A 15,593-nucleotide genomic window follows, 5' to 3' on the forward strand; every position below is an offset into this window, starting at 1 on the left:
GCGCACGCTGTCTACAATCAGGTCATATTGCTGGGTATGAAGGATATTCAGCAGTTGCTGATAGAAAGCCTGTGCCAGACGTCGCGCTTCCGGGTTGGAGAAATAGTGACGCCCAACGCGCGTATACAGCCCTTTCAATCCATTGATGATCAAACCGTAAATAGGGTTACCCGAGGCGAACGCCAGCCCACGGAAGATGCTGTAATCGAGATTGGTATAGGCTTCTGCCTGGTCGTCCACGTGGCTTGCGGTTTCCAGCACTTCACGCGCTTTATCCGGGTAAGTACGGATAGCACGACGAATAAAGATAGACGAAATATTGGTGCGAACTGACAGCAGGTTATCCACTAACTGCGGTACGCTGTCATGATCGAGACGGGCCAGTGTTTCCAGAATACTCAACCCGGAGGTTTCCCAGAAATTATTCACTTTGGTCGGTTTGCCGTGCTGAATGGTCAGCCAGCCATCGCGCGCCAGGCGCTGTAATACTTCTCGTAATGTGGTTCGGGTGACACCTATCAGTTCGGAGAGTTCGCGTTCAGCGGGCAGAATTGAACCTGGTGGGAAACGGTTATTCCAGATACTTTCAATGATGTACTCTTCCGCGAAACCCGCAGGGCTCTGCGCCTTAATAACCATAGCGTTCTTCTTCCGTTGCGTTCATTACGTCAAAAATTCGGCTCATCATACCAGAGGCACCAGGCATCACCTAGCCTGGCTGCCAGGGAAAAGACGATCGTCTGCAAAAAATATGACATTGCCGTCCTGGCAGCGAAACCACAATACAGCCTGTCCACAGACCTTCGTTTATCATCGGAAACATTATTTTAAGTCACTTTCCTGCTTAAATTTTTCCCTCCTGGCTGGATTGCAGACGCTTTTCGTTTACACTGCCGTCTAAATGTATTCCAGACGGATAAACTAATGTTGAGATACCTGAATAGCTGCTCCCGTGGCCGGGGCGCCTGGTTACTGATGGCACTGACCGCTTTCGCTCTTGAGATGACCGCGCTCTATTTTCAGCATGTGATGCTGCTGAAGCCGTGTGTGATGTGTATTTATGAACGCTGTGCCCTGTTCGGCATTATGGGGGCGGGTATCGTCGGCGCTATCGCACCGAAATCACCTTTGCGCTGGGCCGCTATTCTGATCTGGTTATACAGCGCATGGGAAGGCCTGCGACTGGCGTGGGAACATACTATGATTCAGTTGCATCCCTCTCCGTTTGCGACCTGTGATTTTGCCGCCCGCTTTCCGTCCTGGCTGCCGCTGGATAAATGGTTACCTTCCGTGTTTGTCGCCAGCGGCGACTGTGCAGAGAAGTCCTGGTCATTTCTGACCCTGGGTATGCCGCAGTGGCTGGTCGGCATCTTTGCCGCATACCTGGTCGTTGGTGTGCTGGTACTGATAGGTCAGCCCTGCAAACCTAAAAGACGCGACCTGTTCTCACGTTAAAAAAAAAGCTCCGCCTTCGCGGAGCTTTTCTGCTTATCATACCCACTCTGAACGTCTATTTACCGTACCAGTGCGGGCGGTTGATAATATGCTCTTCCCAGTCAACCACTTCACTTTCATGCACGGCAATATGCCGTACCGAAATACGCGCAGCATGCATAGCTGCACGTGAACCACTTCGCAGCGGATGCCAGGGTGGCAGGGTCTTCCCTTCGGCCAGCACACGGTACGCGCAACTTGGCGGTAACCATTGAAAGGTGGGCAGATTTTCGCGCGTCAGCTTAATACAGTCCTCTTCCAGTTCGAAGCGGCGCTCATAGTTACGGCATTGGCAGCTTTTGATATTCAGCTGATTACAGGCAACGTTGGTGAAATAGATTTCATCGGTGTCGGCGTCCTGTAACTTATTCAGGCAACACTGGCCACAGCCATCACATAAGGACTCCCATTCCTCGTCGCTCATTTGTTCCAGCGTTTTACGCTGCCAGAAAGGGGTATCAGTCATGTTGGGTGTCCGGTAAAAGTAAAAGCCCGCACCTTATAGAGGGTTTAGGCTTCAGTTGCAAGTTTTACAGCACGCGCGTGGCAACACCGTGGCCGCCGAGCGACACTTCAAGACGATCGCCTGAGACCATCGGCCCCACACCTTCCGGTGTCCCGGTCAGGATCACATCGCCCGCGCGCAGGGTAAAGAACTGGCTCATATACGCAATCAACGGCAAGATTTTATGGATCATGTCAGCAGTCGTTCCCTGCTGGCGGACCTCTCCGTTGACGATCAATTTTAGCTCGACATCCTGAGGGTCGTGTTTGAATTCACTCACCGGAATAAAACCGGACAGCGGGCAGGAATTATCGAATCCCTTGGCTTTTTCCCAAGGCTGTCCGGCTTTCTTACAGCCTGCCTGAACATCGCGTAAGGTTAAATCCAACGCAACACCATACCCGGCAATCGCCTGCGCGACGTGTTCTTCGGTCGCATGCTTGAGTGTCGCGCCAATCAGTATCGCCAGCTCGACCTCGTGATGCACGGCACCGAGGTTTTTGGGAATAGAGAGCGGCTGGCGGATATCACACAGCGCAGTTTCCGGTTTAATAAACAGTACGGGTTCCGTTGGTGTCGCGCTGCCCATCTCTTTGATGTGATTTGCGTAGTTACTCCCGACGCAAACCACTTTGCTGACCGGAAAATCTAACAATGCGCCCTGCCAGTTATGGTGCTGATACATGCTTTTCCCCTGCTTCGTTAGAGTGGCTGCGCCGACATCATGCCGCCGCATATCTGCTGACTGTTCTTTTTACTGCGCTGCGATGGCATCGGCCATCATGCCAATACTGATAGCGAAATAATAAGACCGATTCCAGTGCATCAACGTTCGGAAATTGTCATAAACCATGAATGAACGACCGTCACCGTCCTGTGGCGTGATGATCCAGGCGCGCTGGCTGCTGCTGTTCTGTTCGGGATGCAGTACCTGTACGCCTGACTGCTGCCACTGCGACGAGGTTTTGGCCTGTGCCGTTTTTAATCCCGCCAGTTGCGCATTAAAATCAGCCGGCAACGTCACTTCCACGCCCCACCCCTGCCCGGCTCGCCAGCCTTCACGTTGTAAATAGTTCGCTGTGGAGGCAAAGACATCATCCAGATTGTTCCAGATATCAATTTTGCCGTCACCATCACCATCCTTTCCGTAATTCAGGAAGGAGCTGGGCATAAACTGGCTCTGACCCATCGCCCCTGCCCACGATCCTTTCAGCTCAGCGGCTGTCATCTGTTGGCGTTGGATGATTCGTAGCGCTGCCATCAGTTCTTTCGTGAAGAAGGCTTCTCTCCGGCCTTCAAAGGCCAGCGTGGCCAGAGCAGAGACCACCTCCTCCTTGCCCTGAATCCTGCCGAAGTGACTCTCAAGCGCCCACAGCGCGACAATATATTGTGTCTGAACGCCGGAGGCATCGGCTATCGGTTGCAGCTGGTTGTGGTATTGCTGCCAATATTCCCGGGCCTGAGCGATCTTTTCTGGCGTGATCACGCGGGTCAGATAATCGTTGAGGGTGACTTTGTTTTCCAGCTGTCCGCGATCGTATTTAATGACCCGGTCAACAAAATGCACGCCGGTAAACGCCGTCTCGATAGTCGCATCATCATAACCCTGCTGAAGGGCCTGTGCTTTGAGCTGCTCAACGAAAGCAGGAAATTGTGCCGGGTCGCGGCCCTGCTGTGCCAGCGTGGTGTCTGACGTGTTTGTGCTGTTACCGGAGTTTAGGAAGGCGGCGTGGCTGGCAGAGCTCCCCACCAGAAAGAGAGAAAATACGAAGAAATTTCGGGCTGAGAGCTTCATGCGGGCATCCTTTTATCGCTATCTACACCGGTAATTTAAAATAAAAAGCGATCCCTGACCGGCGAAGATATATTTGCAGATGATTCCGAATTAATCTTTTTTAACATCGTTAAGATGCATCTTAAGCAGACTTTCCAGCGGCGGCGGCAATTGTAAATAAAACCCCTCATCGCGCAACGCGGTTTTCACTTTTTCAATATCCGCCCCCACCAACTTCTTGCTGCCGTCCAACGGAAGCAACATCGCCAGTTTCGGCTTGCCAAAGCCCTTCAGCAACGCTTCAGGGACGCGTGAGAAATCGTCTTTTTTTTCAACATAAAGATAAGTCTGGTCACGCTGGGGACTTCTGTAGATCACACAAAACATATTTTTTACTCGAATTAACCTGGATGGTGACTTGCCTGAATATTACAGTAACTATAACATGCTTGCAGAACTTCGGAATATTGCCTGTCTTGATTTAACGCCTGAAAGTGGCGTTGATTTAGCCAGGATAGGAAATAACAGGACTGAGCGGGACAGATGTCACAATCGCCAATCGAGTTAAAGGGCAGCAGTTTTACGCTGTCAGTCGTTCATTTGCATCACACCGACCCTGAAACGGTGCGTAAAGCCATTCAGGAAAAAGTCAGTCAGGCTCCAGCTTTTCTGAAAAATGCCCCGGTGGTGATCAACGTATCCTCGTTAACCCGAGAGGTGAACTGGCGACAAATGCAGCAGGCAATCGCCGAAACGGGTCTGCACATTGTGGGTATCAGCGGCTGCAAAGATGAGCAGTTGAAACGCATGATTGCCCGGTCCGGCCTGCCGGTGTTGAGCGAAGGCAAAGAACAGAAGTTCAGCGCTGAGAGTGCACCGCCTGTGGCCATTCCTGTCGAACAACCCGCCATAAAAACCCGGCTTATCAGTACCCCGGTGCGTTCCGGTCAGCAGATTTATGCCAAAAACTGCGACCTGATCGTCACCAGCAGCGTCAGCGCGGGTGCCGAGCTGATTGCCGATGGCAATATCCACATTTATGGCATGATGCGCGGCCGCGCGCTGGCTGGCGCGTCTGGCGACAAGCAGTCTCAGATTTTTTGCACCAGTTTATCTGCAGAGTTGGTATCCATTGCTGGAAATTACTGGCTTATGGATCAAATCCCTGCTGAATTTTTCGGAAAAGCGTCTCGTCTTTGTCTCAAGGACGGCGCATTGACTATACAGACACTGAACTGAGCCAGGCTCTCGAGCCCTTTCTTTTCTTAAGGAAATTATTTTATGGCACGCATTATTGTTGTTACATCGGGTAAGGGAGGCGTGGGTAAAACCACGTCCAGCGCGGCCATCGCTACCGGTTTGGCGCAGAAAGGGAAAAAAACTGTCGTTATCGACTTTGATATCGGCCTGCGTAATCTGGATTTAATCATGGGCTGTGAGCGCCGCGTGGTGTATGACTTCGTTAACGTCATCCAGGGTGATGCCACGCTGAACCAGGCGTTAATCAAAGACAAACGCACTGAAAATCTGTTTATCCTGCCAGCCTCTCAGACGCGTGATAAAGATGCGCTGACCCGCGAAGGCGTGGAAAAAGTGCTGGATGACCTGGCGACCATGGATTTTGAGTTCATTGTCTGTGATTCACCGGCGGGCATCGAAACCGGTGCGCTGATGGCGCTCTATTTCGCCGATGAAGCGATTATTACCACCAACCCGGAAGTCTCTTCTGTACGTGACTCCGACCGTATTCTCGGCATTCTGTCCTCTAAATCACGCCGCGCTGAAAGAGGCCAGGATGCAATTAAAGAACACCTGCTGCTGACCCGCTACAATCCGGGACGCGTGAATCGTGGTGATATGCTGAGCATGGAAGACGTGCTTGAGATTCTGCGTATTCCTCTGGCCGGCGTTATCCCGGAAGATCAGTCAGTACTGCGTGCCTCGAACCAGGGTGAGCCCGTGATCCTGGATGCCGAATCCGACGCAGGTAAAGCCTATGCTGATACTGTTGACCGCCTGCTCGGAGAAGAACGCCCCTTCCGCTTCATTGAAGAAGAGAAGAAGGGTTTCCTGAAACGCCTGTTTGGGGGATAAACCATGGCCTTACTCGATTTCTTTTTATCCCGTAAAAAGAGCACAGCCAATATTGCCAAGGAACGGCTACAGATTATTGTGGCGGAGCGCAGAAGGGGCGATAGCGAGCCCCACTATCTGCCACAGTTGAAAAGGGATATTCTGGAAGTGATCTGTAAATACGTGAAAATTGATCCGGAGATGCTGACTGTGAAGCTGGATCAAAAAGATGATGATATTTCTATTCTCGAACTGAACGTAACGTTACCGGAAACGGAAACGGAAGAAGCACCGAAATGATCTTCTCCTGCTCATGATTTTCCCCTGCTATGGTGCAGGGGAAAATTGCAGGATTTAGTGTGCCGCTAAAATGTCAGCAATCCCGTCTTCAAGTAATGTCCCCCGCCAGCCATCTACCAACTCCGGTTTACCGGCCTGTGGCTTCAATTTCCAGTGCCAGTTCAGCAACTGATTAATCTGACGACGCGATGCCAGCAACTCCTGGCTGACGCCATGCTGCTCCGCCGTTTCTGCCACCAGGGCTTTCAGACTTTTGAACACCTGCTTGTAGTTCGGGTAATCGATGAGATTCGGCACCGCTTCCGGCAGCTCATCTTCCCCGAGCGCATTCGCTTCAGCGACCATCGCCACCAGCGCCTTACCGTGGAAACGGATCTCCTGCCCCGGCAACCCCAGATGATCAAGCTCGCCAAGGGAACCCGGCATATAGCGTGCGACCTTCCACAGGTTCTCTTCACGCACCACAAAATTCACTGCCATATCTTTTTCGCGGGCCAGCGTCAGACGCCACGCCGCCAGCAGGCGTAATGCAGCAAGCTGACGCGGACGCAGTTGCCACGCATTGGCGATCTCGCGATACGCTTCCTGCGGGTCAACCACGGTGGTCCGGCGCTGGCACAGCAGACGACACTCATCCAGTGCAGCGGCCATTTGCCCGGCGTCTTCCGTTTCTGCCACCAGCTTGACGGCAATCGGTAGCAGATAGAAAACATCGGCTGCAGCATAAACGCACTGCTTTTCCGTCAATGGACGCGCGAGCCAGTCAGTGCGTGATTCGCTTTTATCCAGCGCGATCCCGGTGAAGGACTCTACGATGGTTGCAAAACCGCAGGAGAGCGGGCGGCCGCTGAACGCGGCGAGGATCTGTGTATCAATCATCGGCTGCGGCAACACCCCAAACTCATGCTGGAAGACTTCAAGGTCTTCACTGCCGGCATGCAGATATTTGACGACCTGCTGGTCCATCAGGAGGTCACGGAACGGCGTCCAGTCGGTAATCGGCAAAGGGTCAATCAGCGAGATGGTTTCACCGTCAAACAGTTGTATCAGACCCAGTCGCGGGTAATAGGTGCGGGTGCGAACAAATTCAGTATCCAGCGCCAGAGCAGGAACCTGGCGGGCACGCAGACAAACCTCAGCCAGCGCGTCATTAGTGGTGATCATGATGTAATTCAAAATAGCGTTCTCTCGCCACTGGCGGATGATGCCGGTGGTCAACTGTAATGGCGCAATAAAAATGCCGGGTAACCCGGCATGATAGATATCGGCAAAAAGCAACGCCCCTCAGTCTAAGGGGGGTTGGGCTTTTATCGCTTCCTCGCGCAGTTCACGGCGCAGGATTTTGCCGACGTTGGTTTTCGGAAGCTCATCCCGAAACTCAACAATTCTGGGTATTTTATAGCCTGTCAGATGCCGCTTGCAGTGGGTGATAAGCTCTTCTTTGGTCAGTGAATCATCTTTTTTCACCACACAAACTTTCACCGTTTCGCCCGCCACATCATTTGGAACACCGATGGCGGCGGCTTCACGTACTTTCGGGTGCAGCATCAGGACATCTTCAATCTCATTAGGATAAACATTGAAACCGGAAACCAGAATCATATCCTTTTTACGATCGATAATACGCAGGAAACCTTCGTGATCAACGGTAACAATATCACCGCTGCGAAGCCATCCATTTTTTAAAACTTCATCGGTCGCATCCGGGTGCTGCCAGTAGCCCAGCATGACCTGCGGCCCTTTTATGCACAACTCACCCGGCTCCCCTTCTGGCACTTCATTACCGTTATCATCCACCAGCATAATATCAGTAGAGGGAACCGGCAGGCCAATGCTGCCGTTGTGGCACTGAATATCATACGGGTTCACTGAAACCAGCGGGGAACATTCGGTCAGACCGTATCCTTCCAGCAGATAGTGACCTGTCAGCTTTTCCCAGCGTTCGGCAACCGCTTTTTGTACCGCCATCCCGCCGCCTGCGGATAACGTCAGCGTGGAGAAATCCAGCTTATTAAAGGCATCATCATTGAGCAGCGCATTAAACAAAGTATTCACCCCCGTAATAGCGGTGAAAGGATGTTTACTCAGTTCTTTGACCAGCCCCGGAATATCACGCGGATTGGTAATAAGCAGGTTAGCCCCCCCCAGTTCGATAAACAGCAGGCAGTTCACTGTGAGGGCGAAGATATGATACAGCGGCAATGCCGTTACCACGGTTTCTTCACCCGCTTTCAACAGCGAGCCGTAGGTGGCTTTTGTTTGTTCGAGGTTTGCCTGCATATTCCGGTGGGTCAGCATTGCCCCTTTCGCCACCCCGGTGGTCCCACCGGTATATTGCAGGAAAGCGAGATCGTCATTAATGATCGTCGGTTTGACATACTCCATCTGCGCACCGTTTTGCAGCGCCTGACGGAAAGATATCGCACCGGGAAGATAGTATTTCGGCACCATCTTTTTAATGTACTTCACCACGAAGTTAACCAATGTCCCCTTCGCAGGGGAAAGCTGGTCACCCAGGCGGGTGAGGATCACATGCTTCACTGTTGTCTTCGCCACCACTTTTTCCAGCGTATGGGCGAAGTTAGAGACAATCACAATAGCGCTGGCACCGCTGTCATTGAGCTGATGTTCCAGTTCTCGCGGGGTATAAAGCGGATTGACGTTAACAACGATCATTCCGGCACGAAGAATGCCAAACAGCGCGATCGGATATTGCAGCAGATTGGGCATCATCAGTGCGATACGGTCGCGTTTCTTTAGCCCTAATCCCTGTTGTAAATAGGCCGCAAAGGCCCGACTGCGGTCATCGAGCTGCTGGAAAGTAAGACTCTTCCCCATATTGATAAACGCCGTTTGCGTAGCGTAACGCAATACCGCGTGTTCAAACAGATCGATTAAAGAGCCATAACGATCAGGATTAATCTCCGCCGGAACATCCGCCGGATAACGGTTTAACCAAACCTTATGCAAGGAATCACCTCGAAAATGATAATTTGTCGTCATCGCAGCCTCAACCTTTCAGCGCCTGTTAACATTATTTTAACTCAGCGTACCAGTTTGCTCAGGTCTCTATTGAGAGGTTGCGAAGCCCATCACTAAATTTCTCTCATCCTGAGAGAATCAATTAAAAAAGGCCTATCCGCTGATATTCAGCGGATCTGCCGTGTCTCTTTTATACGATACGAATTATGGGGTAAGAATGGTCTGCACCTGAGCGGGACCGGGATTGTAGTAACCCCAGGGAGCGGGGCCCCAGTAGCCTCCGCGATGGCGGCCATAGCCTGGACCGTACCAGATCCACGGATCAATTGGCTGCGGCGGGGTAACGATCTGCTGGGACATATGCCAGCGCTGATAGCCTGTGACCTTGATGACCACAAAGTTATACTGCGCATCACCAATTTTGCCTTTCTCAGTCCCGCTAATAGTGCCGACAACGGTGACCATCTGCTGATTAAAATCGACCGGATCGACAAAGCCGTTCACATCGGCAAAAATGCGGCCAATAGACGGTGAACCCAGCGTCGGCCTGGCGCCTTCATCGAGGGGCATTGCGGCAATCTCCAGGCGTGTCATCCCGTTACGATTGTCCACCTTGAGGACCTTACCGCCAAAACGTGACTCCTGGCCAATAAACAGCTCAGGAGCATTCAGCACTCGCGCCAGATCCTGTTGCGGGGTCTCTGAATGCCCTTTTATCGAATCAGGCACGGTAACACAGCCGCTTAATACCAGCGACGCTAAGAACAGAACACTGCACTGCCAGACACTGGATTTACGCATAGAAACTCCCCCATTGTTATGCTACTTCGACTGCTACCGATTCAAATAGTTGCTGCCACTACTCGCGGCCCGGTAATTTTTTCCATGTCACTTCATTACGCAGATAGGTCGGTTCAGCATGTTCGGGGGCGACGGTCATACCGGCTGCCAGCGCCTGTTGTGCCAGCGGCAGCATATCTTCGGCGCAGGGCAGCGTCACGTCTGATAACGTCAATGCCAGCGCGCTGTTTTCTGCCAGCTGCGGCCAGGCTTGCCAGCCGGTGCCCACACAGGCCCACTGCCCGCTCAGCGCTGCCATCCGCGCCGCTGCGGCATCGGGTTTCAGCACGGCTTCTGTTTCTTCACCCTGCCAGTTGCCCTGCTCATCACGCTGATATTCGGCCCAATACACTTCGCCCATCCGCGCATCAATCGCCGCCAGAACACGGCTGGCACCGTGCAGACGCCAGGCGCTCTGCGCCATGGTTTTCAGTGTCGACACGCCGATTAACGGCAAGTTTGCCCCCAGCGATAACCCCTGAGCAATGCCGATGCCAATACGCACACCGGTAAAACTGCCGGGCCCGCGGCCAAAGGCCAGCGCATCCAGGTCCTTCAGCGCAACGCCGCCTTCCTGCAAAATTTGCTGCACCAGCGGCAGGATGCGTTGCGTATGTTCCCGGGCACAAAGTTCAAAATGTGCCAGCAACCGATCTTCATTCAGTAGTGCGACCGAACAGGCTTCCGTTGCCGTATCAATGGCTAAAATTCGCGTGGACATACTAACCTCAGGGGAGAAAATTTTCGGCGCGCATCATAGCACATCGCCGTTAGATTAATGACTGCTGCGTCGTTGACTGGAGAAAGTCCACGGCTTTTTGCAGATCGCGCGTGCGCGGCGTTGGCGGCAGGCTGTTAAGAAATACCGCCCCGTAAGGACGCATCACCAGACGATTATCACAGATCACCAGCACGCCACGGTCGTCAACGTCACGAATCAAACGTCCAACACCCTGTTTAAGCGCGATCACCGCATCGGGCAGTTGCACATCGTCGAATGGCTCACCGCCACGCACTTTGCAGTCTTCCATGCGGGCTTTCAGTAGCGGATCCTCTGGCGAGGTAAACGGCAGCTTATCGATAATCACCAGTGATAATGCATCGCCACGCACGTCCACCCCTTCCCAGAAACTGTTCGTCGCCACCAGCAGTGCATTGCCTGCCGCAACAAACTGCTTGAGGATCTGTCCTTTGCTGGTTTCCCCCTGGAGCAAAACAGGAAGCGTCATGGAGGCGCGGAACTCGGCAGCCAGCTCACGCATCACCTGGTGTGACGTACAGAGGAAGAAGCAACGGCCATTATTGGCTTCAATCAGCGGTTTCATCATTCTGGCCAACTGGCGGGCACCGCCAGGCTGATTGGGTGAAGGCAGGTTACGCGGCACACAGAGGAGCGCCTGGCGGGCGAAATCAAACGGGCTGTTGAGGATCAACGTCTCCGCCTTCCCCACGCCAAGCCGCTCAACAAAGTGTGTCATCTGTTCATTCACCGCCAGCGTCGCTGAGGTAAATATCCAGCTCGCCGGGCGCTCATCCATCACTTCACGAAAACGGTCAGAAACGGAGAGCGGCGTCAGCGCCAGCACAAAATTACGCGCGTTACATTCATACCAGTAGCTGAAACCTGGCTGTGTGGTGTCTTTCAGGCGCTTCAGGCGCCCGCGATAGAGTGACGCACGTTCGAATGCCGCATCCAATAGCGCAGAGCGCCCCAGTGAGAGTTTCGCCACGTCGTAACAAAGTTCAAGTGCATCATCCAACAGCAGCAGGGCACGCTGGATCTGCGGGTTGCTCAGCAGCTCTCGCAGGTTACCGCGAAAACCGGGATCGCCTAATGACAGACGAAAATCCTGAGTGCTTTGCGCCAGGCGATCGGCCGACTTCTGGAGCTGCTGCATATCACGGACTTCGGTGCGGTAGGCAATGGTGATGTCTTTCGCCAGATCGAGCAGCTGGCGGCTGGAAAGTTGTTGCCCGAAATACTGGCTGGCGATATCCGGAACCTGATGTGCTTCATCGAAAATCATCACGTCGGCATCGGGGATCAGCTCGGCAAAGCCACTCTCCTTCACCACCATATCGGCCAGGAACAGATGATGATTGACCACCACCACATCAGCATCCATCGCTTTACGTCGCGCTTTCACCACAAAACAGTCTTTATACTGCGGGCAGTCACTGCCCAGACAGTTATCGTTGGTGCTGGTGACCAGCGGCCAGATGGTGCTGTCTTCCGCTACGCCACCGCAGGTGCTGATATCACCATCCACCGTTTCGTTTGACCAGCCGCGGAGATGAACGAGATCGCTCATTGCCTGCACCGCCAGCTCGCCCCCGGCCATCGACTGCTGCTCCAGTCGCTCCAGGCAGAGATAGTTGGACCGCCCTTTCAGCAGCGCCATGATGCCTTTGAATTTGAGCGCCTTCGCCACCGTTGGCAGATCGCGGCTGTAGAGCTGATCCTGCAACGCTTTTGATCCGGTCGAGACGATCACTTTTTTTCCCGAACGCAGCGCCGGGGCCAGATAGGCATAGGTTTTCCCCGTACCGGTTCCGGCTTCCACGACCAGCTCACTTTTGCTGTCAATGGCACGCGCTACCGCAGCCGCCATCTCACGCTGAGGTTCACGTGGCCTGAAGCCGGGAATCGCCTGCGCCAGAGCGCCATCTGCTGCAAAATCGTCTACCACATACCCTCACCACCTGGTTAAAACGACAGTGATTATGGCAGTATCCGCCAGCGCACTCCACCCTTTAGATGACAGGCACCGCTAATCTGTGCCAGTCTGTCGCGGTTTTGAGTGCATTTAAAAGGAGCCAGCATGACCATTGAACGTATTGATCCTGAACATCGTATGTCCGAAGCCGTTATACATAACGATACGGTGTATTACACCAGCGTGCCGGAAAATCTGGATGACGATGCTGAAGCGCAGACGGCGAATGCTCTGGCGGTGATCGATAAGCTACTGACCCGCGTCGGTTCAGACAAAAGTAAGATTCTGGATGCCACCATTTTTCTGGTGAATAAATCGGATTTTGCGGCGATGAATCGCGCGTGGGATGCGTGGGTGTCTCCAGGTAACGCACCGGTGCGCTGCACCGTGCAGGCCAACCTGATGAACCCGAAATATCTGGTCGAAATTAAAGTGATTGCTGCCAGGTAATGCTTTCCCCCTGCCGGGCTGGCAGGGGTTAACCACTTATTCGTCGTATTCGTCGTACTCTTCTTCTTCGTCGTCGTGGTTGTTGTCACCCATGTAATCTTCTTCATCTTCATCGAACATCACCGGAACATTGCCGCCAGTGTGGTTCTCACGGATTTCAGCTGCCACCAGGCCAATCGCCTCGCCGCTGCTCATTCCCTCTGACATCAGCTTATGAATGCGTTCAACCGCGTCCTGCTGCTGTTCGTGTGATAACGCGGGTAATCCTGTAGACATAGTGACTCCTGGGGTGATTTGCGGTGCGGATTATTCCACGGGCGACAAAGAGATGCCAGCAGCATAAAAATATGTCACGCTTGGCGTCTCATTGAAATTTTCTCTGCTGAAAAACCATGTCGCCTGTTTATCATCTTCTCAAGTATACGCCAGATGCCGTTGAGCATCATTTTGCCCGCCTGTCCCATCGGCCCTGGGCGATGCTGCTGCATTCCGGTTTCGCCGATCACAGTGATAACCGATTCGATATTATGGTCGCTGACCCCCGGGTGACGCTGACCACGCGCGGTATCCAGACCGTGATTGAACAGGATAGCACCTGCTGCGTCAGCGAAGACGATCCGCTGGCGCTGCTCCAGCAGCAGTTAACAGCCTGCGGATTACAGGCGCAGCAGCAGGATGACCTGCCTTTTCAGGGTGGCGCACTTGGCCTGTTTGGTTATGATCTGGGCCGCCGTTTTGAGCGAATACCCACGACGGCCGATCAACAGCTGACCACACCGGATATGGCGGTGGGCATCTATGACTGGGCGTTAATCGCCGATCATCACAAGAAGACGCTAACGCTGGTGGTTCAGGGCGACCTCGCAGCGCGTCTGGCGTGGCTGGATGCTCAGCAGGCAACACCCGCCGTCCCCTTCCAGCTCACCAGCGCGTGGCAGGCGAATATGACGCGTGAGCAATACGGCGAAAAATTTCGTCAGGTGCAACAGTGGTTACTGTCCGGTGACTGCTATCAGGTCAATCTGGCGCAGCGCTTCGCCGCCCGTTATTGCGGTGATGAATGGCAGGCCTTTTTACTGCTGTGCCGTGCTAACCGCGCGCCGTTTAGCGCCTTTATCCGTCTGCCAGGCAGCGTGCTCCTCAGCCTTTCTCCGGAACGGTTTATTAAACTGCGCCACCGGCAGATTGAAACCCGCCCGATTAAAGGCACGCTGCCCCGCCTCGCGGACCCGGTGGCAGATCGCCTGCAAGGCGAGAAGCTGGCGCAGTCTCCGAAGGATCGCAGCGAGAATCTGATGATTGTGGATCTGCTGCGCAATGATATCGGTCGGGTAGCAACGCCGGGCAGTGTCAACGTCCCTGAGTTATTTGTCGTCGAGCCTTTCCCGGCAGTCCATCATCTTGTCAGCACCATTACCGCCGTGCTGAAGCCTGAACTGACCGCCTGTGATTTGCTGCGCGCCTGTTTCCCCGGTGGGTCGATTACCGGCGCACCAAAAGTACGGGCGATGGAAATTATTGAAACACTGGAACCTCAACGGCGTAATGCCTGGTGTGGCAGTATCGGCTATATCAGCGTCTGCGGGCGGATGGATACCAGCATCACCATTCGCACCCTGATTGCTGAAGACAGTACGCTATATTGTGCTGCCGGCGGCGGTATTGTCGCCGACAGCGATGAAGCCTCTGAGTATCAGGAGACGTTTGATAAAGTGAATCGCATTTTGCCCTGCCTGGAGTCACCGCCTGATGAACGCTGAGCATCCATCACTCACGCGCTTTCTGACGCGTTTCATGCTGCAACCGCCAGAGGCAGGCCAGCAAAATTTGCCTCGTCGACAGGCTGCAGTCCTGGTGCCGATTATTGCGCATCCTGAACCGACGTTACTGCTGACACGTCGCGCCGCGTCACTGCGCAAGCATGCGGGCCAGGTGGCTTTCCCCGGAGGCATGATGGACAGCAGCGATGCTTCTCTGGTGGCTACCGCCCTGCGTGAAGCGCAGGAAGAAGTCGCCATACCGCCCGATGCTGTGCGGGTTATTGGCGTGCTGCCCCCGGTGACCAGCAGCACCGGTTTTCAGGTCACGCCAGTGGTTGGCGTGCTGCCGCCGGGTCTTAACTGGCATGCAAATGAAGATGAAGTGGAATCGGTATTTGAGATGCCGTTGCGTGAAGCGCTGCGTCTCGGGCGTTATGCGCCGTTGGATATCCAACGCTCAGGACAGATGCACCGCGTCTGGCTTTCATGGTTCGATGACTACTTTATCTGGGGTATGACCGCCGGAATTATTCGCCAGTTAAGCCTGCAAGTGGCTAAATAACGATAAACAGGCTAAAATACAGCCATTAGTTGCTTCAAAAAGCGCCTTTACATTATTTTTCACCAGATTATTGCCACATGGCGATCCAAATCACTGCAATACGGCGTTTTTTCATTTATATTTCACGCAAATTGTG

18 protein-coding genes are annotated in these 15,593 nt (G+C 53.5%); 7 read left to right on the plus strand and 11 right to left on the minus strand.

The window, feature by feature from the left end; translation table 11 throughout:
• Window positions 1–639 (minus strand): fatty acid metabolism transcriptional regulator FadR (gene fadR / locus WH277_RS26965; RefSeq protein ID WP_339507391.1); only part of this gene is annotated, 639 nt, incomplete at its 3' end.
• Window positions 640–924: 285 nt separating this feature from the next.
• Here fadR and dsbB point away from each other — a divergent pair.
• Window positions 925–1,455: a disulfide bond formation protein DsbB gene (gene dsbB / locus WH277_RS26970; protein WP_133841846.1), complete on the plus strand. Its 531-nt coding sequence runs from the start codon at window positions 925–927 to the stop codon at window positions 1,453–1,455.
• Between the two features lie 55 nt (window positions 1,456–1,510).
• Here the strand turns inward: dsbB and WH277_RS26975 are convergent, their stop codons facing one another.
• The 4 genes from WH277_RS26975 to WH277_RS26990 all read right to left on the minus strand — a co-directional run bounded on the left by WH277_RS26975 (window position 1,511) and on the right by WH277_RS26990 (window position 4,160).
• Complete coding sequence (locus WH277_RS26975; RefSeq protein WP_133841845.1) at window positions 1,511–1,960, minus strand: YcgN family cysteine cluster protein; 450 nt, start codon at window positions 1,958–1,960, stop codon at window positions 1,511–1,513.
• A 64-nt stretch (window positions 1,961–2,024) separates the two neighbouring features.
• On the minus strand, window positions 2,025–2,684 hold the full coding sequence (locus tag WH277_RS26980; protein ID WP_133841844.1) for a fumarylacetoacetate hydrolase family protein: 660 nt from the start codon (window positions 2,682–2,684) through the stop codon (window positions 2,025–2,027).
• Between the two features lie 69 nt (window positions 2,685–2,753).
• A complete protein-coding gene (locus tag WH277_RS26985) occupies window positions 2,754–3,794 on the minus strand; it encodes a lytic murein transglycosylase (protein WP_339507392.1) in 1,041 nt (346 codons plus the stop codon).
• A gap of 90 nt (window positions 3,795–3,884) precedes the next feature.
• Window positions 3,885–4,160 (minus strand): YcgL domain-containing protein, encoded by a 276-nt coding sequence (locus WH277_RS26990; protein ID WP_133841842.1) that lies wholly within the window; start codon window positions 4,158–4,160, stop codon window positions 3,885–3,887.
• A 156-nt stretch (window positions 4,161–4,316) separates the two neighbouring features.
• On the opposite strand from WH277_RS26990, the gene minC reads away from it, so the two are divergent.
• From minC to minE, 3 genes are read left to right on the plus strand one after another with little or no spacing between them, the layout of a single operon-like run.
• A complete protein-coding gene (gene minC, locus WH277_RS26995) occupies window positions 4,317–5,012 on the plus strand; it encodes a septum site-determining protein MinC (protein WP_133841841.1) in 696 nt (231 codons plus the stop codon).
• Window positions 5,013–5,054: 42 nt separating this feature from the next.
• Complete coding sequence (gene minD / locus WH277_RS27000; RefSeq protein WP_062746173.1) at window positions 5,055–5,867, plus strand: septum site-determining protein MinD; 813 nt, start codon at window positions 5,055–5,057, stop codon at window positions 5,865–5,867.
• Window positions 5,868–5,870: 3 nt separating this feature from the next.
• Entirely contained in the window at window positions 5,871–6,146 is a 276-nt protein-coding gene (gene minE, locus WH277_RS27005) for a cell division topological specificity factor MinE (RefSeq protein ID WP_133841840.1), read from the plus strand.
• Between the two features lie 54 nt (window positions 6,147–6,200).
• Here the strand turns inward: minE and rnd are convergent, their stop codons facing one another.
• The 5 genes from rnd to WH277_RS27030 all read right to left on the minus strand — a co-directional run bounded on the left by rnd (window position 6,201) and on the right by WH277_RS27030 (window position 12,658).
• Window positions 6,201–7,310 carry a ribonuclease D gene (gene rnd, locus WH277_RS27010; protein WP_133842141.1) on the minus strand — a complete coding sequence of 370 codons (1,110 nt, stop codon included), beginning with the start codon at window positions 7,308–7,310 and terminating at the stop codon, window positions 6,201–6,203.
• A gap of 120 nt (window positions 7,311–7,430) precedes the next feature.
• A complete protein-coding gene (gene fadD, locus WH277_RS27015; RefSeq protein WP_339507393.1) occupies window positions 7,431–9,116 on the minus strand; it encodes a long-chain-fatty-acid--CoA ligase FadD in 1,686 nt (561 codons plus the stop codon).
• A gap of 216 nt (window positions 9,117–9,332) precedes the next feature.
• A complete protein-coding gene (locus WH277_RS27020; protein WP_133841838.1) occupies window positions 9,333–9,929 on the minus strand; it encodes a Slp family lipoprotein in 597 nt (198 codons plus the stop codon).
• A gap of 58 nt (window positions 9,930–9,987) precedes the next feature.
• Window positions 9,988–10,689 carry a tRNA (adenosine(37)-N6)-threonylcarbamoyltransferase complex dimerization subunit type 1 TsaB gene (tsaB, locus tag WH277_RS27025; protein WP_133841837.1) on the minus strand — a complete coding sequence of 234 codons (702 nt, stop codon included), beginning with the start codon at window positions 10,687–10,689 and terminating at the stop codon, window positions 9,988–9,990.
• 49 nt (window positions 10,690–10,738) lie between these two features.
• Complete coding sequence (locus tag WH277_RS27030; protein WP_159336542.1) at window positions 10,739–12,658, minus strand: ATP-dependent DNA helicase; 1,920 nt, start codon at window positions 12,656–12,658, stop codon at window positions 10,739–10,741.
• Between the two features lie 132 nt (window positions 12,659–12,790).
• Between WH277_RS27030 and WH277_RS27035 the strand changes: the two genes are divergently transcribed.
• Window positions 12,791–13,135 (plus strand): RidA family protein, encoded by a 345-nt coding sequence (locus WH277_RS27035; RefSeq protein ID WP_133841835.1) that lies wholly within the window; start codon window positions 12,791–12,793, stop codon window positions 13,133–13,135.
• 36 nt (window positions 13,136–13,171) lie between these two features.
• On the opposite strand, the gene WH277_RS27040 is transcribed toward WH277_RS27035, so the two are convergent.
• Window positions 13,172–13,411: a YoaH family protein gene (locus WH277_RS27040; RefSeq protein ID WP_339507394.1), complete on the minus strand. Its 240-nt coding sequence runs from the start codon at window positions 13,409–13,411 to the stop codon at window positions 13,172–13,174.
• A gap of 116 nt (window positions 13,412–13,527) precedes the next feature.
• Here WH277_RS27040 and pabB point away from each other — a divergent pair, with 116 nt between their 5' ends.
• Together pabB and WH277_RS27050 are read left to right on the plus strand one after the other, a co-directional pair.
• Window positions 13,528–14,895 carry an aminodeoxychorismate synthase component 1 gene (gene pabB, locus WH277_RS27045; protein WP_159336540.1) on the plus strand — a complete coding sequence of 456 codons (1,368 nt, stop codon included), beginning with the start codon at window positions 13,528–13,530 and terminating at the stop codon, window positions 14,893–14,895.
• The gene (locus WH277_RS27050; RefSeq protein WP_339507395.1) at window positions 14,885–15,457 is read left to right on the plus strand and encodes a CoA pyrophosphatase; all 573 of its coding nucleotides are present in this window, start codon (window positions 14,885–14,887) and stop codon (window positions 15,455–15,457) included. Before pabB ends, WH277_RS27050 begins: the two co-directional genes overlap by 11 nt.
• Window positions 15,458–15,593 lie beyond the last annotated feature (136 nt).

The sequence above is a fragment of the Erwinia sp. MYb416 genome (assembly GCF_037479575.1).
GTDB lineage: Bacteria > Pseudomonadota > Gammaproteobacteria > Enterobacterales > Enterobacteriaceae > Erwinia > Erwinia rhapontici.

Coding starts and splice junctions, on each gene's coding strand:
- dsbB (WP_133841846.1), top strand. CDS start 925: ATGTTGAGATACCTGAATAGCTGCTCCCGTGGCCGGGGCGCCTGGTTA.
- WH277_RS26975 (WP_133841845.1), bottom strand. CDS start 1,960: ATGACTGATACCCCTTTCTGGCAGCGTAAAACGCTGGAACAAATGAGC.
- WH277_RS26980 (WP_133841844.1), bottom strand. CDS start 2,684: ATGTATCAGCACCATAACTGGCAGGGCGCATTGTTAGATTTTCCGGTC.
- WH277_RS26985 (WP_339507392.1), bottom strand. CDS start 3,794: ATGAAGCTCTCAGCCCGAAATTTCTTCGTATTTTCTCTCTTTCTGGTG.
- WH277_RS26990 (WP_133841842.1), bottom strand. CDS start 4,160: ATGTTTTGTGTGATCTACAGAAGTCCCCAGCGTGACCAGACTTATCTT.
- minC (WP_133841841.1), top strand. CDS start 4,317: ATGTCACAATCGCCAATCGAGTTAAAGGGCAGCAGTTTTACGCTGTCA.
- minD (WP_062746173.1), top strand. CDS start 5,055: ATGGCACGCATTATTGTTGTTACATCGGGTAAGGGAGGCGTGGGTAAA.
- minE (WP_133841840.1), top strand. CDS start 5,871: ATGGCCTTACTCGATTTCTTTTTATCCCGTAAAAAGAGCACAGCCAAT.
- rnd (WP_133842141.1), bottom strand. CDS start 7,310: ATGATCACCACTAATGACGCGCTGGCTGAGGTTTGTCTGCGTGCCCGC.
- WH277_RS27020 (WP_133841838.1), bottom strand. CDS start 9,929: ATGCGTAAATCCAGTGTCTGGCAGTGCAGTGTTCTGTTCTTAGCGTCG.
- tsaB (WP_133841837.1), bottom strand. CDS start 10,689: ATGTCCACGCGAATTTTAGCCATTGATACGGCAACGGAAGCCTGTTCG.
- WH277_RS27035 (WP_133841835.1), top strand. CDS start 12,791: ATGACCATTGAACGTATTGATCCTGAACATCGTATGTCCGAAGCCGTT.
- WH277_RS27040 (WP_339507394.1), bottom strand. CDS start 13,411: ATGTCTACAGGATTACCCGCGTTATCACACGAACAGCAGCAGGACGCG.
- pabB (WP_159336540.1), top strand. CDS start 13,528: ATGTCGCCTGTTTATCATCTTCTCAAGTATACGCCAGATGCCGTTGAG.
- WH277_RS27050 (WP_339507395.1), top strand. CDS start 14,885: ATGAACGCTGAGCATCCATCACTCACGCGCTTTCTGACGCGTTTCATG.